The 20,204-nt window shown below is 59.6% G+C and carries 20 protein-coding genes; 13 read left to right on the top strand and 7 right to left on the bottom strand.

All coding sequences use genetic code 11. The features are described 5' to 3' along the window. Positions 1–78 precede the first annotated feature (78 nt). From BM069_RS01075 to BM069_RS01090, 4 genes are all read right to left on the bottom strand, one after another. A complete protein-coding gene (locus tag BM069_RS01075) occupies positions 79–1,347 on the bottom strand; it encodes an MFS transporter (RefSeq protein WP_093319204.1) in 1,269 nt (422 codons plus the stop codon). Positions 1,348–1,548: 201 nt separating this feature from the next. Continuing rightward, complete coding sequence (locus BM069_RS01080) at positions 1,549–2,364, bottom strand: class I SAM-dependent methyltransferase (RefSeq protein ID WP_093319206.1); 816 nt, start codon at positions 2,362–2,364, stop codon at positions 1,549–1,551. Positions 2,365–2,502: 138 nt separating this feature from the next. Further along, entirely contained in the window at positions 2,503–3,876 is a 1,374-nt protein-coding gene (locus BM069_RS01085) for a serine hydrolase domain-containing protein (protein WP_093319209.1), read from the bottom strand. 170 nt (positions 3,877–4,046) lie between these two features. Beyond that, entirely contained in the window at positions 4,047–4,664 is a 618-nt protein-coding gene (locus tag BM069_RS01090; protein WP_093319211.1) for an ImuA family protein, read from the bottom strand. A gap of 101 nt (positions 4,665–4,765) precedes the next feature. Between BM069_RS01090 and speB the strand changes: the two genes are divergently transcribed. The 3 genes from speB (at position 4,766) to BM069_RS01105 (ending at position 7,338) form a co-directional block, all read left to right on the top strand. Then, a complete protein-coding gene (gene speB / locus BM069_RS01095; protein WP_093319214.1) occupies positions 4,766–5,725 on the top strand; it encodes an agmatinase in 960 nt (319 codons plus the stop codon). A gap of 64 nt (positions 5,726–5,789) precedes the next feature. After that, positions 5,790–6,833: an aldo/keto reductase gene (locus BM069_RS01100; RefSeq protein WP_093319216.1), complete on the top strand. Its 1,044-nt coding sequence runs from the start codon at positions 5,790–5,792 to the stop codon at positions 6,831–6,833. A gap of 16 nt (positions 6,834–6,849) precedes the next feature. Next, on the top strand, positions 6,850–7,338 hold the full coding sequence (locus BM069_RS01105) for a hypothetical protein (RefSeq protein WP_093319219.1): 489 nt from the start codon (positions 6,850–6,852) through the stop codon (positions 7,336–7,338). A gap of 40 nt (positions 7,339–7,378) precedes the next feature. On the opposite strand, the gene BM069_RS01110 is transcribed toward BM069_RS01105, so the two are convergent. The 3 genes from BM069_RS01110 to BM069_RS01120 are packed head-to-tail and all read right to left on the bottom strand — an operon-like array spanning position 7,379 to position 10,261. Further along, entirely contained in the window at positions 7,379–7,936 is a 558-nt protein-coding gene (locus tag BM069_RS01110) for a TadE/TadG family type IV pilus assembly protein (protein ID WP_093319221.1), read from the bottom strand. 4 nt (positions 7,937–7,940) lie between these two features. Beyond that, complete coding sequence (locus BM069_RS01115; RefSeq protein WP_093319224.1) at positions 7,941–8,477, bottom strand: TadE/TadG family type IV pilus assembly protein; 537 nt, start codon at positions 8,475–8,477, stop codon at positions 7,941–7,943. Next, positions 8,474–10,261, bottom strand: a complete 1,788-nt coding sequence (locus tag BM069_RS01120) for a TadE/TadG family type IV pilus assembly protein (RefSeq protein ID WP_093319227.1) — start codon at positions 10,259–10,261, stop codon at positions 8,474–8,476. Before BM069_RS01120 ends, BM069_RS01115 begins: the two co-directional genes overlap by 4 nt. 331 nt (positions 10,262–10,592) lie before the next feature. Here BM069_RS01120 and BM069_RS01125 point away from each other — a divergent pair, with 331 nt between their 5' ends. The 10 genes from BM069_RS01125 (at position 10,593) to BM069_RS01170 (ending at position 20,190) form a co-directional block, all read left to right on the top strand. Then, positions 10,593–12,023: a Glu/Leu/Phe/Val family dehydrogenase gene (locus BM069_RS01125; protein WP_093319229.1), complete on the top strand. Its 1,431-nt coding sequence runs from the start codon at positions 10,593–10,595 to the stop codon at positions 12,021–12,023. Positions 12,024–12,026: 3 nt separating this feature from the next. Continuing rightward, the gene (locus BM069_RS01130; protein WP_093319232.1) at positions 12,027–12,623 is read left to right on the top strand and encodes a DUF6151 family protein; all 597 of its coding nucleotides are present in this window, start codon (positions 12,027–12,029) and stop codon (positions 12,621–12,623) included. Positions 12,624–12,725: 102 nt separating this feature from the next. Continuing rightward, positions 12,726–13,091, top strand: coding sequence for a hypothetical protein (locus tag BM069_RS01135; protein ID WP_093319233.1), 366 nt, complete (start codon positions 12,726–12,728; stop codon positions 13,089–13,091). 122 nt (positions 13,092–13,213) lie between these two features. Next, positions 13,214–14,086 (top strand): hypothetical protein, encoded by an 873-nt coding sequence (locus tag BM069_RS01140; protein ID WP_139216112.1) that lies wholly within the window; start codon positions 13,214–13,216, stop codon positions 14,084–14,086. A gap of 140 nt (positions 14,087–14,226) precedes the next feature. Then, positions 14,227–15,483, top strand: a complete 1,257-nt coding sequence (locus BM069_RS01145; protein WP_093319238.1) for a sarcosine oxidase subunit beta family protein — start codon at positions 14,227–14,229, stop codon at positions 15,481–15,483. 11 nt (positions 15,484–15,494) lie between these two features. Beyond that, complete coding sequence (locus BM069_RS01150; protein WP_093319241.1) at positions 15,495–16,064, top strand: hypothetical protein; 570 nt, start codon at positions 15,495–15,497, stop codon at positions 16,062–16,064. Next, a complete protein-coding gene (locus BM069_RS01155) occupies positions 16,064–16,336 on the top strand; it encodes a sarcosine oxidase subunit delta (RefSeq protein ID WP_093319243.1) in 273 nt (90 codons plus the stop codon). The genes BM069_RS01150 and BM069_RS01155 overlap by 1 nt, the downstream gene beginning before the upstream one ends. Next, positions 16,333–19,263 carry a sarcosine oxidase subunit alpha family protein gene (locus BM069_RS01160; protein ID WP_093319245.1) on the top strand — a complete coding sequence of 977 codons (2,931 nt, stop codon included), beginning with the start codon at positions 16,333–16,335 and terminating at the stop codon, positions 19,261–19,263. The genes BM069_RS01155 and BM069_RS01160 overlap by 4 nt, the downstream gene beginning before the upstream one ends. Then, complete coding sequence (locus BM069_RS01165) at positions 19,256–19,807, top strand: sarcosine oxidase subunit gamma (RefSeq protein WP_093319248.1); 552 nt, start codon at positions 19,256–19,258, stop codon at positions 19,805–19,807. The genes BM069_RS01160 and BM069_RS01165 overlap by 8 nt, the downstream gene beginning before the upstream one ends. A 35-nt stretch (positions 19,808–19,842) precedes the next feature. Then, complete coding sequence (locus BM069_RS01170) at positions 19,843–20,190, top strand: hypothetical protein (protein WP_244503492.1); 348 nt, start codon at positions 19,843–19,845, stop codon at positions 20,188–20,190. Positions 20,191–20,204 lie beyond the last annotated feature (14 nt).

A 20,204-nucleotide genomic window follows, 5' to 3' on the forward strand; every position in this document is an offset into this window, starting at 1 on the left:
GCTATGTGTTGGCACTCGTCTAGCCCAAAGCGCGGGGCGGTTCCAGTGCCTGAAATCGCTGTCGGCATAACGTCGGTATTACGTCGGTTTTTCGTCGGTGTCGTTTTCCGCCTCTTCGACGCGGGTGGGTTTCTCCCGCTGGCGGCGGGTCAGACGGCCGATGGTGAAGGAGGTGCGCGGCGCATAGACATAGCGGGTGCGGTGTTCGACGGTTGGACGGGCAAGCATGCGTGAGAGACCGAACACGATCAACAGGGCGTGGCCGGTGGCGATCAGAACAAAGAGCGCAGCGGGGCCGAACGTTTCGATCAGGCGCGAGGCAAAGAGCGGCGCGCCGATGGCACCGACGGCGAAAAAGAACATGAGCGCGGCGGAGAGTTCGACGCGTTCCTCGGAGGTGGCAAAGTCGTTGGCGTGGGCGGCGGCGACGGAATAGATCGGGAAGGCGGTGAAGCCGAAGAAGGCGGCGTTGAGCATGATCATCGCGGTGGAGCCGCCACCAAGCATGACGGTGGTGGCGCAAGAGACAACGGCAGCGGCCGACAGCCAGATCAGAACCCAACGGCGGTCAAATTTGTCCGCCAGCCAGCCGACAGGATATTGCGCCAACGCGCCGCCAAGGACAAAGGCCGCAAGGAACCAAGCGATCTGGCTGGTGGCGAGGCCGACCTCAGAGCCGTAGACAGGCCCGACCATCCGAAAGCTGGCGGAGCTGAGCGCGGCGACAATCACGCCCGCCACCGCAAGAGGGGAGCGCGACCATGCCAGCGACGGGCGCAGGCGCGGGGCGTCGGGCGTTTTGGGTTGCTGCGAGGTGGTCAGCGTCAGGGGCAGAATGGCAGCGCAGCAGATCAGGGCGAGGATGTTGTAGGAGACATATTCGGCGGGAGACAGGACGGAGATCACCAACTGCGCGGCGAGCGAGGCGACCATATCGACCACGCGATAGGTGCCCATGGCGCGGCCACGGGTTTCGTTGGTGACCTTGGATTGCAGCCATGCCTCGACCACGGTGAAACAGCCCGCAACACAAAGGCCGGAGGCGATGCGCATTGCGGCCCATGCTGTCGGATCGACGATGATGAAGTGGCCGATGATGCCGATGGCGCCTGTGGCGGTGAACACGGCAAAGGCGCGGGAGTGGCCGACCGAGCCCATCAGGCGCGGCGCCCACCAGCAGCCGATGAAGAAGCCGAGGAAGTGGGCCGAGCCCAAGAGGCCGATCTGGCCGGTAGAAAAGCCAAGGGTGAGACCGGAGAGCGCGTCCATCGGCCCCAAGCCGCCAGAGCTGAGTTGCAGCAGGATGACGGAGAGAAAGAGGGCCGAGAAGGAAATGATCATGCGCATGGGAGCAGCATGGCGGATTTTTGGGCGGGTACTAGTGGGGAATCGACAAAGAGGGAGTCGTTTTTTTGGATTGGGGGCGGCTCGGGCGCTGCCAAATTGGAGATTTGACAATAGGAAGCTCTAGAATGATCTGGACGTATCGATTGTCAGCTGCGTGGAACGAACTTGCCGTAGGTGCAGATGCAACGAAAGGCCGCTTCGCTAAACTTTGTTTGAGTTTCTGAAAACAATGATGAAGCTCATCGGCAGGCCAATTCCAGAGTGTTCGACATTCCACCATGCGTGGGAGATATGTTTCGGCAGCTCCTCGAAGTATTCAAGTGTTAGACGAGCGTTGATGCCAGCCATTACAATGTCGGATGTCTTGTGGCTGAAAGAGACGTTTGGAGTGGCGTCATAATGTTCCCCGCCATAGTAATCCAAACCACCTTCATCAATGTAGGGTTCTTCTCGAAAATACGATAATTCCCAAATGAGAGGATCATCAGATTGCCCGGGCTCGAGCATCAATAGGATTGGGTGATGCTCGTAGATGAAGATCGATCCATCTGGCGTGAGCAGCTTTCCGATTGCTGAGAAAAACCTGTCAACGTCGGGCATCCAGCTCAACACGCCGATGGTGATCACGACAATGTCGAAACTCGCAAGGTACTCGCTTGGTATCGCATGCATTTCACAGCAGACGAATTCCACCTCTTGACCGGCAGACGTCGCCAATTCGACCCCTTGATCGACAAACCCTTGCGCACCATCAAATCCGACGCAACGGGCCGCTCCTAGCCTCTTGCAGGAAAGCAACTCGATACCATTGTTGCAGCAAACCTGAGCGACGCTTTTTCCTTCAACACCGAGCCGTTTCAGGTGCGTGGTCGCAGTGTCATCCAAACTGGAAAAACCAGGGTCAGAAACACGCTCCAGGAGACTTGCTTGATTGTGGCGTGCGTGGATCGGCGCGGCCTCGTTCCAGGCGGTCAGATTGGCCTGAATGTACGCTTCCTCGGATTGACGTTCTTTCATTGGAAATCTCCCGTCCAATTCAAGTCAATGTAACTCTGAGAAAAGCAAGTCTGCTAGGCCAAGTTTCGAAATATGCAGGCATCCCCAACAAAAAAAACGGCGCGAGGGGATCGCGCCGTTTTTTATTTTTGCATTGCCTTACAGGCCGCTGAGTGTGGTCAGGATGCCTTCTTCCCAGTTGAAGAACGAGGAGTAGGACCCGTAGTTGTCGTCCAGATTGGGCGTGCCTTGCAGGATGTAGACGTAGCCGTCGCCGGTTTCGGTATCAAAGTAGAGACCGGAGAGGAGGCCGTAGGCTTCGCCCGCGTGGCCCGACAAGCCACCGGTGTAGCCTTGCCATGTGATGTCAGAGCCTTCGTCGGTGGCGTTGCCCAGCAGGTTCTGCACCGAGAGGCCGTATTCCTGCATCAAGCCCCAATAGGTGTGGCCGTTGTTGCCATCAAAGGTCCAGACCGGCTTTTGCATCAGTTTGACGGTGTCGGGTTTTAGAAGGCGCACGCCGTCCAGTTCTCCGCCTTTGAGGAAGAATTGACCGATGCGGGCGAGGTCATGTGCAGAGATGCGCAGCCCACCTTGGGGAGAGAAGAGCGTGCCGTTGGTGCCGATTTCATAGGTCGACAGTGGGATTTCGGCGACGTCTTGTGTGTCGTCCCCGTCAGGGTTTTCCACGCGCAGCACGTCATCAGGGCGTTTGCCGATGTAGTCGTCCACCTGAGCCACCCAAGCGCCGTCAACGGGGCGATAGAGCGGCACGAGGTTTGCGAAGGCGTCGTCCGAGAGTGTGCGCGGGTTGTAGGAGGCGTCGATGCCCAGCGGCATCAGGACATTGTCACGCATGAAGTGGTCAAAACGCTCGCCGGTGATGCGTTCCACCACGGTCGCCAGAACGCCGAAGTTGAGGTTGGTGTATTTGAAGTAGTCACCGGGTTTCAGGCCGTGGGTTTCTTCAGGCGTGGCGAAATGCGCGCCGTCCTCATAAAAGGCGCCGCCTTCGGTGAAGAAGGCGTCGAGTTTGTGGGGGAGTGGAATGGAGTAGACCGAGCCATCACGGAGAGAAGATGTGTGCGCCAGAAGCATGCGCGCGGTGATCGGGGTTTCGGGGAAATGCGGATTGCGCAGGGAAAACCCGAGATAGTCCGAGACATCCGCGTCGAGGTCGAGCTTGCCGGATTCCACAAGGTCCATGACGCCGATGGCGAAGACCATCTTGGAGATCGATGCCACGCGGTAAAGCGCGTTTTCATCCGCTGCCACGACGCCATCGGGGGTCAGGCCGTCGAGGGTGCCGGAATGGTATTCATAGGCGATGTCGCCGTTCTTGATGCGGATGGCGGCGAGACCTGCAAGCGCTTTGTCGGGGTTGCCCCACCCGTTGACGATTTCGGTGAGTTTCGCGTCGGCCTGAGCCGGGGTCATCGCTGGCTCGGCGGCAAAGGTGCTGGTGCCGGAGAGGGCGACGCAGGAGGCTGCTGTCATGGCAAGCAGAGTGCGGCGGGTGAGAGATGGCAACATGGCAATGTTCCTGGAATTTCTGTCTGGGGATGGCGGACGCTCTGGAAGGCGGAGCCGCGTAGGCGATGTCGTAGGAACGGATTGCGGAAGGAGTGTGGGGGAATGGTTAAGGGTTTGCTAAGGAAGCGGATTTCGGCGGAAACTGGCCTGTGGCCGGAGCCGGTTGGGGGTCAGGCCAGCGCGGTTTCTGCGATGTCGCTGTGCAGGGCGGGGCTGTCGGGCAGGTTTGTGACCCGCCAGCTTGCAGGGGGCGCGTTGCGGGCGCGCAGGCGACTGAGGCGCCATGCGTCACCCTCGGGGGAATGCGCGGGGGCCATGTGCCAGCGGCTTTCGATGCCTTGAGCGCCGCCGTCACCGGGGGTGAGGATCAGGCCGAGGGGGCGTTGTCCGGTCTCGGATGCGCCGGTTTCGGCCGCCAGATGCAGGCGGCGCACGGGCGTCAGTCCGGGCAGGCCGGGGATGTCGGCGATCACAAGCGGCACGATGCCCGCGCGCAGCACTTCTTCCATGCACCACAAGAGTTCTTCGGGCCGACGCGGGGCAACAAAGGTGAAGCGGCCAGGATGCACAAAGGGCAACATGCCCTCGGGGTTCAAAGGTGCGGTGCCCCAATCAGGGGCGATCCAGAACACGGGCCCTTGGGTATGGCGCGCCAGCCAGAGCGCGAAGGTGTGACGCGCCGCGCCGCAGGCTTCGTGCAGGCGGCAATAGGTCAGGGAGACCTCGGGCACTGGCGAGAGCGCGGGGCGGGGACGTTCGGGGCGGCGGCCTAGCAGATGAGTCGACATGCGAGCAATGTAGTATGTTCTTGATTTGTTCTCAATATTGATGATGCACTTTACCGGCGCAGGGAATTCGGTCAGGGTCGGGGCAAACGTGGGAGAAAGACATGAGCGCACATGGCTATGAGAGCGGACGGTTGAACCTGCCGTTTGTGGGAATTTCGACCTTTGGCAAGAGGCCCTATGTCGAAGATTGGTCCGCCCTTGAGGCGGATGTGGCCGTGTTGGGCGCGCCGTTTGATTTTGGCACGCAATGGCGCAGCGGCGCGCGGTTCGGACCGCGGGCGGTGCGCGAGGCGAGCACGCTTTTCAGTTTTGGCCATGCGGGGGCGTATGATCACGAGGATGACGCAACCTATCTGCCGGCCAGTGTGCGGATCGTGGATATGGGCGATGCGGATATTGTTCACACCGACACGCTCAAGAGCCATGCCAACATCGAGGCAGGCGTGCGGGCGGCACTGGCGGCAGGCGCGATGCCGGTGACAATCGGTGGTGATCACTCGATCAATATTCCGGCAATCAATGCCTTTGAGGGGCAGGGGGACATTCACATCCTGCAAATCGATGCGCATCTGGATTTTGTCGACGAGCGCCACGGTGTGCGGTTCGGCCATGGCAACCCGATGCGGCGGGCGGCGGAGAAGGACTATGTCACCGGATTGACGCAGGTTGGCATTCGCAATGTGAGCTCGACCGCCAAGGAAGGCTATGCGGACGCGCGGGCGATGGGCAGCGAGATCCTGAGTGTGCGGCAGGCGCGCAAGCTGGGGCCAGAGGGCGTGATCGGACGTATTCCCGAGGGCGCGCGGGTGTATGTGACGATTGATATTGATGCGTTCTGCCCATCGATTGCGCCGGGCACGGGCACGCCGAGCCATGGCGGGTTTCTGTATTACGATGTGCTGGAGATGTTGCAGACGGTTGCCAAGCGGCATGAGGTTGTGGGCGTCGATCTGGTGGAGGTCGCGCCGGACTATGACCAGAGCGGGTCCACCGCCATTCTGGCAGCGCAGGTCTTGATGAACTTTGTCGGGTTTATTTTCCACGCACGGGGCTATCGCTGAGGGGCTTGCGCTTGCGCCCATCGCGTCAGTGCGTAAAGTCGCGCGCGACAACAGGAGCGCGATGATGAAAACCATTCCCCTCGGGCAAAGCGGCATTGACGTGCCGGAGTTTTGCCTTGGCACAATGACGTTTGGCACGCAGACCAGCGAGACCGAATCCCATAAGCAAATCGAGATGAGCATCGAGGCCGGTGTGAATTTCATTGATGCCGCCGAAATGTATCCGGTGAACCCGATCACGCCAGAAACACAGGGGCGTACCGAGGAAATCATCGGCAACTGGATCGAAAAGACAGGCCGGCGGGATGAGATCATCGTGGCGACCAAACATTCCGGCGCGGGGTTGAAACACATTCGCGACGGCGCACCGATCACCGGTGATCGGGTTGCCGAGGTGGTTGAAGGCAACCTGCGGCGGCTGAAAACCGATGTGATCGATCTGTATCAACTGCATTGGCCCAACCGCGGCAGCTATATGTTCCGGCAGAACTGGACCTATGATCCGTCCTCGCAGAACAAGGCCGAGACGCTGGCCAATATGGCAGAGGTGCTTGAGGCGCTTCAGGCGCAGGTCGCAAAAGGCAACATCCGTGCCTTTGGGCTGAGCAACGAAAGCGCGTGGGGCACGGCTCAGTGGTTGCGGGTGGCGGATGAGGTTGGCGGGCCAAGGGTGGCGTCGATCCAGAATGAGTATTCGCTGCTGTGCCGGATGTTTGACACCGATCTGGCGGAACTGTGCGTCAACGAAGATGTGACGCTGATGGCGTTCTCGCCGCTGGCGACGGGGTTGCTGACAGGCAAATACCAGGACGGTGCCGAGCCGGATGGATCACGCAAGGCGATCAACGGCAACCTTGGCGGGCGGGTCACGCCGCGGGTGTTTGATGCTGTGGACGCCTATCTGGCGATTGCTGAAAAGTACGGAGTTGATCCGGTGCATATGGCAATGGCCTTTACTGTGCAGCGGCCTTTCGGCTGTAGCTCGATTTTTGGCGCAACCACGGTGGCGCAGCTGGAGCATATTCTTGCGGGGCGCGATGTGCGTCTGGATGACGAGATGCTGGCGGATATAAACGAGGCGCATCGGGCGCATCCAATGCCATATTGATTTTGGGACGAACGCAATGACTGACAACAACGAAGTTCTAAGCACGGTGGCCGCTAGCGGCCCGCGGCGCTGGATGGGTGTGGGCACGATGGGGCTGCTGGGTGCGATCCTGATCTATGTGGCTTTCACCACGGCGCCGGCGCTGGGCTGGCAACTTTTTCTGGTGGTGACAGGGGTGGCGGCCTTGGTGCTGGCGGATGCCGCGCGGCGGGCGACGGCGCATGTGATCGAGCTGACGGAGACCGAACTGCGGGTGTCCAACGGCGAGGTGATCACCACGGTGGACAATATCGAGCTGGTGCGTCGGGCGATGTTTGACATGAAGCCGTCCAACGGATTTGCACTGAAGCTCAAGACCCCGCGCGCGCGTCGGTGGCAGCCCGGTCTGTGGTGGGCGCAGGGCCGGCGTGTGGGCATCGGTGGCGTGACACCGGGCGCGCAAGGCAAGGAAATGGCGCAGTTCATTGAAGCGCTGATGGCACAAAAACAAACAGGGCGCGATTAACGCGCCCTGTTTGTTTGTTTGGGGCGTGAGGGATTGGGTGTCAGGCGTCGTCCCACGCGAGTTGCGGTGCAAAACGCGGACGAGTGAAGACAAACGTACCCATCGAAATTGTGCCAACACCCACGTCGATCGGCGGGGTGTAGTCGCCAAAGGTTTCCACAACGATCAGCCGTTCTCCTTCGACCAAAATGGGCAGATGATCTTCGAGGGCGATCAGATCGGCGTCAGTCAGGCCGTGGTCTTGAAGGCCGGTCATATGCGACCAGTCCAGAAAATATGAGTTGTCGTCAGGGTCCATGGCGACCACCGACACGCGCAGTTCGCCGACGCTGTCCAGCGAGGACATGCTGTCATAAAGATCATGCGTCGAGTTCAGGTAGTCCATGTCGACCGCCGCGGTTTCGCGCGACAGAATGTCGGAGATGGTGAAAGCGGCTTTCTCTGTGGTGGAGCGGGCGCGGTACATGTCAAAGAAGACAGCCATCGCCATGAACGCCCAGAACAGAATGGGCATCATGATCACCGCCTCAACAGCAACCACGCCTCGGGTGTCGTCGCGGAACTTTTTGACGGTCGAGAAAAGTTTGTTCAATGCCATGGGGTTACCTCGGTTCCTGTACGAAGGCGTTCATAACGACCAGAGCAAAGTCGCCGGCGGCGTCGGTTTCGAATTGCGCGCCCAGACCGGTGGTTGGGAACAACGGAGTCACCTTGGCGCAGGCGCGCAGGATCATCAGCTGGTTTTCCTGACCGGTCACAAAGCTGGTGACGGGTTCAACCTCTTCGGATTGGTCCGTGCAAACAGTGTTTTGCGGGATGCCCGACCAGTTGCGCGGATCCAGCGTCACCATTTCCAGCATCAGGTTTTGTTCACAGCTCGGGATCATCGCCGCCGTGTCGCAAATGCGGGTCACAAGCTCGTCGTGATCCGGCGTGTAGCCGGTGGACAGGCGGATGTCGCGCACCACGATGTCCAGCGAACGTTCCAACATGGAATAGCGCAGGGTCATCACGCCAAGCTCAACCGCAGACACCAGAGAGACCAGCAACAGAGGCACCATGATGGCAAACTCGGTTGAGACATGGCCTTCGTCCTGCTTGCGGAAGCGGCGAAAGAGTGAGGTCATACGAGTGATCATTGGGTCAACCTCAGCTGGCGGATGGATGTCGCAATCGCTGCAAAGGCATCCTGGATTTCCAAGCCGTCCACATCGAAGTAGTGGCTGTCCGAGCTGGCGCAATCCTTCAGAACAACGCGGGCCGAGTCGGGTGCCTCAAAGCCGATGGCAAAGATGATGGTGCCTTCCAGCTTGGCGGCGTCACAGATTTGTTTGGTGCGGTCGTCTTTGTCGCCATAGCTCACTTCGTCGATGACGTCATAATACCAAGCGTCCATCGCGGTGTTGTATCCCAGAAGCGGCTCGAAGATTTCTTCGGCCACGTATTTGGGGGAGGTGTAAGCCCACAGGTCGGGGTAGGTCACTACCTCGGCAGAGCCAGGCTCGTCCACAGTCACTTCTACGGTTTGGGCAATCTTCTTATATTTCTTGCAGTTACCGTTTTTGCGGTAAGACGTACATTCCCATTCGTATGTTGTTTCAGTCGTCGTATAGACACCCTCACCATACGCGTGGTCGATGAACTCTTCTTCGCTGGGCCAGTAATAGATGGGTTCATCCGTGTCGCCGTCATTGTCATCATCGTCAACGTCCTGACCCAGATAGATCGAATAGAAGTCTTCTTGTTCGTTGTACCAGACGGGGCTGTCGCCGTCGCGGTTGCCGTCGGTGATGTGGTGCTGACGGGTGTTTTGACCGTCCGACATCACAACGATGATTTTCAGCGAGTCGTTGGTGCCATAGTCATACGGACGATCGGCAAAGACCTTTTTCACCATACCGCTGTCGGTGTTTTCGTCCTGATCAACCAGCTTTTCGATCACAGGGCGGAAGTCGGGGTCGATCAGCGCGGTGCCCCATTTCATGCCCATATCAATCGACGTGTTGCCCGAGGCGAACATGTCGTCGATGTAGTCTTTGAGCTCCTGCGTGTCGTTTTGCAGAATGGCGACTTCGCGGCTGCTTTCGGTGTAGCAATCCTGATAGCCGTCATCGACTTCTTCGCGGGGGTTGTTGTCGCGGTTGTCGTATTTTGAACTGGACCATGTGAAGTGCATGTTGCGGTCGTAAGACGTGGTGTGCGAAATGCCGGTGTCATCGAAGTCACTGGTGGAGAAGTTCAGACAGTTGGCAAAATCGTTGGTGCCTTGGACATTCATATGGTCAAACACACCGTCGGGCAGGGCCACCTGCGCGGAGTAGGGCACAATCGAGATCGACAAAGTGTCGTCTTCGGTGTTGTCGTCCATTGTTTGGACAAATTCTTTGGCGGCCACTTTGAGGTTGGACAGACGGCTGTTGCTGCCCATGGAGCCGGACACGTCGAGCACCAGAGAGATTTCCAGATTACCAATGCGCTCTTCGGCGGTGCCGGCGGCCGGAACTTCGAGCGTATCAACGCCCACCAGTCTCATGAAGGCAGTCGCGTGTGTCGTCGAGGCGGAGGCGGACACTTCGCGAAAGTTGAGACCCTGGTTCACGGTGACGTCGGCGAGATAGTCGGTCATCTGCGCCTTTTCGAAATAGTCGTTCACAACCGCCTGAGGGTCGCGGGTCTGGTCAAGGTCTGCGGCGGCCAGAATGGCGCGGTCAAGCGTGTGTTGAAGGCGGGTGCGTTTCATTTCCGAGTGCATGACGTCGACGCCGATGCCGCCGACCATAAGGATCATCAGGAACAGGAAAATACCGAAAGCCACAAGCGCTCCGTCTTCCTCGCGCGCGAATGCACGCGAAGCGTTCCGGACCTTTGCCAGAACAGAATTGGAAGCGTTCGCGGGCCGGTTGGCCTCGAACTGTGTCATCATAATTTACCTCGCCTCGGCGCGTGAAAATGTTCCCGTCTCAGGGCATAATGCGCCACGATCCTTATCCTTAATGAATGCGGCCAAATTGGGGCGCAAAGGGGGGTAAAATGCGACTTGAACTCACTTTTTTTCGTTTACTGTCAGAGTCTTGTGGACAATACCTGACGTAGTGGTCTTTTGTTTCCTGCTCCGGTTTTTGACACGGTGCGCAGAACAACCTTTGCAAAGGGCGCAATCATTGCTCGTATCCGACAGCAAAATGGTCCTAGTGTGGCGGCAGGCCTAGCTGCGGCGGTGAGTCGCAGCTGGTGAATGTGCGAGGAGCAAAGAAATGAGCGCAATCAAAGAGCCCAGTTTCAGAGAATCTGTTGACCTGATGTTCAATCGCGCGGTGGCGCTGATGGACCTGCCGCCCGGACTGGAAGAGAAAATCCGCGTGTGCAACGCGACCTATACGGTCCGGTTTGGTGTGCGCCTGCGTGGTGAGATCAAGACGTTCACCGGATACCGGTCGGTACATTCCGAACATATGGAGCCCGTGAAGGGCGGCATCCGGTTTGCGACCTCGGTCAATCAGGATGAGGTCGAAGCGCTGGCCGCTTTGATGACGTACAAATGCGCCTTGGTCGAAGCGCCGTTCGGGGGCTCCAAGGGCGGGTTGTGCATTGATCCGCGCGAATATGAAGAACACGAGTTGGAACGGGTGACGCGCCGCTTTGCCTATGAATTGGCCAAGCGCGACCTGATCCATCCCTCTCAGAACGTTCCGGCGCCTGATATGGGCACGGGAGAGCGCGAGATGGCGTGGATCGCGGACCAATACGCGCGGATGAACACCACTGACATCAACGCGCGGGCCTGTGTCACGGGCAAGCCGCTGAATGCGGGCGGGATTTCGGGGCGTGTGGAGGCCACCGGGCGCGGGGTGCAATATGCGCTGCGCGAGTTTTTCCGTGATCCCCGCGACGTGGAGAAGGCGGGCCTTACCGGTTCGTTGGACGGCAAGCGCGTGGTTGTGCAGGGGCTTGGCAACGTGGGGTATCACGCGGCCAAATTCCTCAGCAGCGAGGATGGCGCGGTGATCGTCGGGATCATCGAGCGGGACGGTGCGCTGGTCAATCCGGCGGGTCTGGATGTGGATGCCGTGCAGCAGTGGCTGTTTGCCAATGGCGGCGTCAAAGGTTTCCCTGATGGCACTTATATCGAGAACGGCGCTCTGGTGCTGGAAGAAGAGTGTGACATTCTGGTGCCTGCGGCGCTGGAAGGGGTGATCAATCTGGGCAATGCCGAGCGCGTAAAGGCGCCTTTGATCATCGAGGCCGCGAACGGGCCGATCACAGCGGGCGCGGACGAGATCCTGCGCAACAGGGGTACGGTGATCATTCCGGATATGTATGCCAACGCCGGTGGTGTGACGGTGTCCTATTTTGAATGGGTGAAGAACCTCAGCCACATTCGGTTTGGCCGGATGCAGCGGCGGCAGGAAGAAAGCCGACATCAGCTGGTGGTGGACGAGCTTGAGAAGATCAGCCAAGCGATGGGCAACCAGTACAGCCTGACCGAAAACTTCAAGCAGAGATACCTGCGTGGGGCGGACGAGTTGGAGCTTGTTCGGTCGGGGCTCGACGACACCATGCGCATTGCCTATCAGTCGATGCGGGACGTCTGGCATGAACGCGCGGACGTCGGGGATTTGCGAACCGCGGCCTATCTGGTGTCGATTGACAAGGTGGCGGCCAGCTACAGGGCGAAAGGGCTTTGATTTATGGCCGGAACAGATATTGCGATCGCTTGCCGCTGCGGTGAGTTTGGCGCGGTTCTGAAACATGCGAGCCCGAAAACGGGCTCGCATGTGCAATGTTATTGCAAGGATTGTCAGGCGGGAGCCAAGGCTTTGGGCGCGGAAGACACCCTTATGCCGCGCGGCGGTACGGATATTTTCCAGACGCTGCCGGCAAGTGTCGAGATCACCAAAGGGGAGGCGCATCTTGCCGCCTTGAGGTTGTCGCCGCGTGGCTTGATCCGCTGGTATGCCAGCTGTTGCGACACGCCGGTGTTCAACACGCTTGGCACGCAGAAGCTGTCCTTTGTCGGGTTGTTTGTGAACACGATGCAAGGGGATGCGGTCGACAAAACTGTTGGCAAGGTGATTGCCGTGAATTCAGCTGAAACCGCCGCGCCGGGCGTGGGGGTGCTGAAATCTTACGGGTTCAACAAGGCCGGTTTCCATGTTCTGGCGCGCCATTTCGGGGCGATGTTGCGAGGCGATGCCAAGACGGGGCCGTTTTTTGATGCCGAGGGCGCCCCGACAGTGACACCTCGGGTTTTGACCAAAGATGAGCGCCGCGTTGCCACTCCGTAGCGAACGTTAACGCTTTCGCTGTGGCATTCGGCTAAGATGCGGGACGTTCTTAAGTTAGCTTGGCGGTGGATTGATCTCGCGAAGGTCGAGGAAGGTGGACCGATGACGCTGAGATTGATTTGGTTTTTGGCCTGCGCCCTGACGGCGATGCCTCTTGCGGCGCAGGATGGAAAGCCACAGGTGCCGGAGTTGCGCCTGGATGACGTAGGGACGATGTCTCTCGGCCTTGATGCGTCGGCTTACGACGGCGGCTGGAGCGGATTTGACATGGGGTCGGGCGAGGACTGGCGCCTGCCGGTGGGGGTCAACCTGCGGTATGGCCTTGGACGCAACGGGCGGCTGACGTTTTTTGCCGGTGCCGATGTCGGGTCTTTTTTTGACGCGATGACGGACGGCACTGCGCGGAACGCTCTTGGAAGCGCTGAGCCCGATCCGATGGCCGGGGTGTCGTTCCGATTTGATTTCTGAACTGCCATTTGCACGGAGCGGTCGCAGGGCGCCTGATTGACGTCAGGTCGCGGGACTTATCTTGATCCCAAAGCAACTTCCGAGCGTATGGTCTTCAGGACCAGCACAAAAGGATGAGACCTTTGAACAAACTATTCTCGGCTGCCGTGGCGTCTATTGCCCTGTCATCGCCTGCTTTTGCCCAATCCGCCGCGCCGGATGGCTGGGTGTTTCGCTTTGAGGGCGCGTATTTCCATCAGCAAGACACGGATCTGAGCGCGGGTGGCAGTTTCGGTGTGGAGCGCACTTTTGGGCAGTTCACGGCTGTGAACCGCAATCCGGATGGCATCAGCGTCGGTGTTTCCGCGAGCCTGGGGCAGTCAGACTACGACTTTGTCGGAGGGGGGCCTTGGAACCGCGTGCAGGAACAGTCCGTGTCGGTGTCGTTTGGCGGACAATTTGGCAATGGCGGGCGCTGGTTTGTCGCGCCGTCGGTGCGCAGCCGGTATGACAGCGCGGCCTCCGCGAGTGACGGGCAAAGCGCCGGTTTGTTTGCGGGCGCAAGCTGGCAAGTGAACGAGTCCCTTGTGATCGGTCCGGCCTTTGGCGCATTTAGCGGGCTTGGCGCGGATGACTACGACATTTTTCCCGCGCTGTTGCTGGATTGGCAAATTTCAGACCGCTTGAGCCTATCCACGGGTCCGACGATCGGGGCGAGTCAGGGGCCGGGTCTGTCGCTGCGTTATGAAATGGCGGATTCCTGGGGGCTGACGTTGTCGGCACGCAGCGAAAAGACACGGTTTGCGTTGGCAGGCGGCGGCGTGGGGCAGGACAGCGCGATTCCTGTGGTACTGAGCCTGAGCTATGATCCTAACCCCGGTATGCGATTTGCCGTTTTTGCAGGGGCCGAGTTTGATGGCCTTCTGGAAGTGGAAAACGCAGCTGGAGTGACCACGGGCCGGACCCGATATGACACCGCGCCCCTGATGGGTTTGGCCTTCGCTCTCAGCTTCTAAGATTGCAAAAGATCCCTTCGCGACGCAGTCTGTCGCGGAGGGGCTATTCTTTGTCGAAAAACCGCAGAAATGCGCGACGGGATCGTCCTAGCTTTTTGGGAGGGCGGGGATGTTTCCCCGCGAGGAGCAAAGGATAGCAGATGCGGTTTTCCGGCCTGAAGGTTCTGGCGGAGGGGTTGACCGGCAATAAGGGATGGGGTGCGCATTGGCGCGACGCCCAACCCAAGCCGGAATACGATATGGTTATCATTGGCGGCGGCGGGCATGGGTTGTCCACGGCCTATTACCTCGCCAAGAACCACGGCATGACCAACATTGCGGTGCTGGAAAAAGGCTATCTGGGCGGCGGCAATGTGGGCCGAAACACAACGATTGTGCGGGCCAACTATTTCTTGCAGGGCAATTCGGAGTTCTATTCCCATTCGCTCAAGCTCTGGGAAGGGCTGGAAGAAGACCTGAACTATAACGTGATGCATTCCCAGCGCGGGTTGATCAATCTGTTCCATTCCGACGGGCAGCGTGATGCCTTTGCACGGCGCGGCAATATGATGATCAACCAAGGTGACGACGCGGTTTTGCTGGACCGTGAAGGGGTGCGCAAGCATTTGCCTTATCTTGATTTTGATCAGGTGCGGTTCCCGATTTACGGCGGGTTGCTGCACCCGCGTGGCGGTACAGCGCGTCATGATGCGGTGGCTTGGGGCTACGCGCGGGGCGCGTCGGATCGCGGGGTTGATCTGGTTCAGAATTGCGAGGTCACCGGCATCGACATCGAGGGCGGTGTTGTCAAAGGCGTGCAGACCTCGCGCGGGCCGATCAGGGCCAAGAAAGTGGCCATCATTGTCGCGGGTCGATCAGGGCAGGTTGCGGCGATGGCAGGGCGGCGGTTGCCGATTGAGAGCCATGTCTTGCAGGCCTTTGTCACCGAGGGCGTGAAGCCGGTGATTGATCATGTGATCAGTTTTGGCATGGGGCATTTTTATATCAGCCAGTCCGACAAGGGCGGTCTGGTCTTTGGCGGGGATCTCGATTTCTACGCTTCGTATGCGCAACGCGGCAACCTTCCGATGAAGGAGCACGTGATGGAGGCGGGCATGACGTTGATGCCGATGATTGGCAAAGCGAAGGTGCTGCGCTCTTGGGGCGGGATTATGGATATGACGCCAGACGGCTCGCCCATCATCGATAAGATGGAGGGCATCGACGGGCTTTATATCGACTGTGGCTGGAACTATGGCGGGTTCAAAGCCGTGCCAGCGTCGGGCTGGTGCATGGCGCATCTGATGGCGACCGATCAACACCATGAGGTGGCCGCGAAATATCGGCTGGACCGGTTCCGCACCGGAGTCGGGATCATGGATGAAGAGGGCACCGGCTCTCAACATAACCTGCATTGAGGGGCGTTGAGATGTTGGGATTTGAGTATTTTTGCAAGAGAGAAGCGCTGGTGGCGGTGGTCGCCACCGGTGTGGCGTTTGGCGCGGGAGTGGCTTTGGCGGAGGGGCCGCAGTATGGGTGTTACATGCGCGACTATTCCGAGGCGCATTTGGCCAAACACCCGACGCAGATTGTCGATTGGATGACGCTCTGGGTCTATGAGGATGAAAACCGCGACACCATGGCGAATATGACGGTGGGTTTCGCTCGTCAGGGCCATGTGCGTGGCACAGTATTTGCCGGAGAAACCGTGAGCCAGTCTCTCGTGTGTTTTGACATGGATGGCGTGCCGGGGTGCGGGGTGGAATGTGATGGTGGTTATTTCACAGTAGCGCGCGATCAAGCGGACAGCATGACCATTGAGACCCGCCATTTGCTGGTGGGGGACACCGACGGATGTGGTGGCGCTGTGGATCTGGCAGAGGTCGAGGGTCAGGCGGTGCGCTATAGGTTGAACCGTGTGGATAGCGGCCAGTGCGTGTCCGGTGAGGACAGTGCGGGTCTTGTGGGCGACGAGATGTCGGACGAGGGAGAGAGCTAATGAGGATCACTTGTCCGGTGTGCGGCGAACGGGATCGTCGCGAGTTTTATTATGTCGGGGATGCGGTGGCTTTGCAGCGCCCTGATCCTGATGCGAGTGATGTGGTTTGGGACGACTATGTCCACAACCGCGACAACCCAGCAGGTGTGACGCGGGATCTTTGGTATCACGAAGGCGGTTGCGGCGCATGGATTGTGGTGACCCGCAACACCATCACGCATGAGGTGTTGGGTACCGAATTGGCCTCTGATGTGAAGGAGGCAAGCGCATGAGAATTGATGGCAAGGGGCTTGTGGATCGCAGCAAGCGTGTGATCTTCAGCTTTGACGGGCAATCTGTGGAAGGGTTTGCGGGAGACACGGTGGCGTCGGCATTGCTGGCCAATGACGTGAAACTTGTGGCGCGGTCCTTCAAGTACCACCGCCCGCGGGGCGTTATGGGGGCCGGATCGGAAGAGGCCAACGCTTTGGTTACGGTGGGGCGCGGAGCGGCGCAGGATCCCAACGTGCGGGCGACCGTGCAGGAGGTTTTTGACGGGCTTGAGGTGCACAGCCAGAACCGCTGGCCGTCGCTTGAGTTTGATATACTGGCGGCAAACGATTTTGTGTCGCCGTTTTTGGGGGCGGGGTTTTACTACAAGACCTTCATGTGGCCCAAGGCGTTTTGGGAAAAGATATATGAGCCGGTGATCCGGCGGGCCGCAGGGCTTGGCGCGTTGAGCAAGCAGCACAATCCTGACAGTTATGAGAGGGCCTTTGCCTTTTGTGACCTGTTGGTGATTGGCGCGGGGCCGTCCGGCTTGATGGCGGCGCTGACCGCCGGACGTGCCGGCGCGGATGTGATTTTGGCCGATGAAGACGCGCTTATGGGCGGGCGGCTGAATGGCGATGGCGGTGAAGTTGACGGCATGAGCGGGGCCGCATGGGCCGCGCAGGCCGTGGCGGAGTTGGCGTCGTTGCCCAATGTGCGGCTGATGCCGCGCACGGCTGTGACGGGGGCCTATGATCAGGGCACATATGGCGCACTGGAGCGGGTGAGCCATCACCTTGGCAATGCTGGCGGTCGGCCGAAGGAATGTTTCTGGCGCATTGTGGCCAAGCGGTCGATCCTTTGTGCCGGTGCAATTGAACGCCCGATTGCGTTTGAGAACAACGACCGTCCGGGCATCATGACGGCGAGTGCGGTTCGGACCTATGTGAACCGCTATGGCGTGGCGCCAGGTAAGGCGGTCACGGTGTTCACCAACAACGACAGCGGACATCAGACGGCGCGCGAGTTGATTGCCGCCGGTGTGCATGTGGCGATGGTGGTAGACAGCCGTCGGGACGCGCCCGAGAGCGGGGATTACCCGTTGGTCAAAGGCGCGGAGGTTTGCAACGCCGGAGGGCGTAAAGCGCTGGAGAGCATCACCTATCGCGCGATGAGCGGCGAAGAGAAGGTGGCGACGGATTGTCTGGCGGTGTCCGGCGGGTGGAACCCCACGGTGCATCTGACCTGTCATATGAACGGGCGGCCGGTGTGGCGTGAGGACATCCAGAGCTTTGTGCCGGTGGCGGGGATGATCCCCGGCATGGATACCGCCGGGGCCTGTCAGGGCACTTTCTCGACCCATGGGGCGCTGAGCGAAGGTGCAGCCGCGGCCGGAACGGCGCTTGCTGCGCTGGGCTTGGCGGCGGGCGCTGCTGAGGTGCCTGTGGCCGAAGATACGCCGTATCGTCTGTCGCCCTTGTGGGCGGTGGGTGGTCATGGGCGTGCGTGGCTGGATTTTCAGAACGACGTGACCGTGAAGGATGTGAAGCAGGCGGCGAAGGAGAACTTCCGCTCTGTGGAGCACATGAAGCGCTATACCACGCAGGGTATGTCGCCGGATCAGGGCAAGAATTCCAACATTGGTGCTTTGGCTGTGCTCGCGGATGCGACGGGGCGGGGGATACCGGAGACCGGCACCACCACGTACCGCCCGCCGTTTGTGCCAGTGAGCATCGCGGCGATGGGGGCCGGTGCGCAGGGCGCGGGGTTCGCACCGCAGCGGTTCACCACGAGCCACACCGCCAGCGTCGCCGCAGGCGCGCCGATGATCGAAGCGGGACTTTGGTACCGGCCGAGCTATTTTCCGGCGGCGGGGGAAACCACCTGGCGTCAAAGCTGTGATCGTGAGGTCAATATGGTGCGGCAGGCGGTGGGGATTTGCGATGTCTCCACGCTGGGCAAGATTGACATTCAGGGCCCAGATGCGGCGGAATTTCTGGATTTTGTTTACACGAATATGTTCAGCACGCTGAAGGTCGGGCGGGTGCGCTATGGTTTGATGCTGCGCGAGGATGGCACGGTGATGGATGACGGCACCACAGCGCGCTGGGGGCAGGATCATTTTGTGATGACCACCACCACGGCTGCGGCAGGGCCGGTGATGCGGCATCTGGAGTATGTGGCGCAATGTCTGCGGCCCGAGCTGGATGTGTCGCTGATGTCGACAACCGAGCAATGGGCGCAGTTTGCGGTGACAGGGCCGAAATCGCGGGAGTTGCTGAACACGCTGGTAGATCAAGAGATTGATGGCGAGAGCTTTCCGTTCATGGCCTGTGGTGAGATTTCGGTGTCGGGCGTCAAAGGGCGCTTGTTCCGGATTTCCTTCTCGGGCGAGCATGCCTATGAGATTGCGGTGCCGGCCCGTTATGGCGAAAGCCTCTATCGTCAGATGGTGGCCAAGGCCGAAGCCCTGGGCGGCGGGGCCTACGGGATGGAAGCGCTGAACGTTTTGCGGATTGAGAAAGGGTTTATCACCCACTCCGAAATTCACGGACGCACCACGGCCTTTGACATTGGCATGGGCCGGATGGTGAGCGCGAAGAAAGATTGCGTGGGCAAGACCATGAGTGAGCGGCCCGGACTGAACGGCGATGAGCGCGAGCAGTTGGTCGGCCTGAAGCCGTTGGGGCCAGTGAAACAGCTGACGGCGGGGGCGCATTTGTTTGAAGCCGGCGCCGATCCAACGCGGGAAAACGCACAGGGCTACACGACCTCGGTGGGGTTCTCACCAACTTTGGAAAGCTTCCTTGGGCTGGCGTTTTTGCGCAATGGGCGCGCGCGCCATGGTGAGGAAGTGATGATGGTGGATCATCTGCGCGGCGTGAGTACGCGGTGCGAGGTATGCGATCCGGTGTTTTTTGATCCCGAAGGAGGGCGTGTGCGTGGCTGAGTTGAGTGCAAAAACCCCCTGCGCGGGGCTGTTGCCGGTGAGCGCTGGCGGCGTGACGCTGTCTGAAGTGGATGCCGGTGTGTTGACCTCTCTGTCGCCCCGTCGCGGACGGGCCGAGGCGCTGGGCAAAGCGCTTGATGCGTCGGTTGGGGCCAAACTGCCCGAGGTTAACCGTGCAACGGGCGAGGCGGGCAGCCGTGTGATCTGGTTCGGGCAGGGGCAATACCTTTTGATGGGGCCGGACCCTGCCGCCGCGCTGGGCGCGGAGGCAGCTGTGACCGACCAGAGCGATGCCTGGGCGGTGGTGCGGCTGGACGGGGTGGCCGCGGAAGATGTGTTGGCGCGGCTGGTGCCACTGGATTTGCGGGCGCAGTCATTTGCCGTGGGTCACACCGCGCGCTCGATGCTTGGGCATATGTCGGTTTCTATTACCCGAACGGACCCGGATACGTTCCAGATCATGGCGTTTCGGTCGATGGCCAAGACATTGGTTCACGAAATCGAGACTGCGATGAAAGGGGTTGCAGCGCGGGGCGCGGGCTGACATTTTTGCTGGTGAACTGACCTGAGAGGATCCCAATGACTGTTTCTGTTATTCTGCGTGGCATGGCTGCTTTGGCTTTGGGAGCGGGCATGGCGATGCCTGTTATGGCGGGCGAGAAAGAAGACACCTGTAAATTGCAGGGCGATATCATGGGCGCGGTGCAACAGGCGCGGCTTGATCGGGTGGGCAAAAACAAGGTGGTTGAAACCGTGATTGCTGCCAATCCCGAGTGGCCCGCTGGAATTGAGGGTGCGATGCCGCAGGTTGTGGATTTTGTTTACAGCCAGAAGCGCAAGGATCTGAAGAACGTTGATCTTGGGGAGTCCACAGAGGCGCAATGTCTTGAGAGCTGGGACCAGATCAAGAAGCTTCAGGGCGGCTGAGGCACAGCGAATTA

The organism is Shimia haliotis (assembly GCF_900114415.1).
Lineage (GTDB): Bacteria > Pseudomonadota > Alphaproteobacteria > Rhodobacterales > Rhodobacteraceae > Shimia > Shimia haliotis.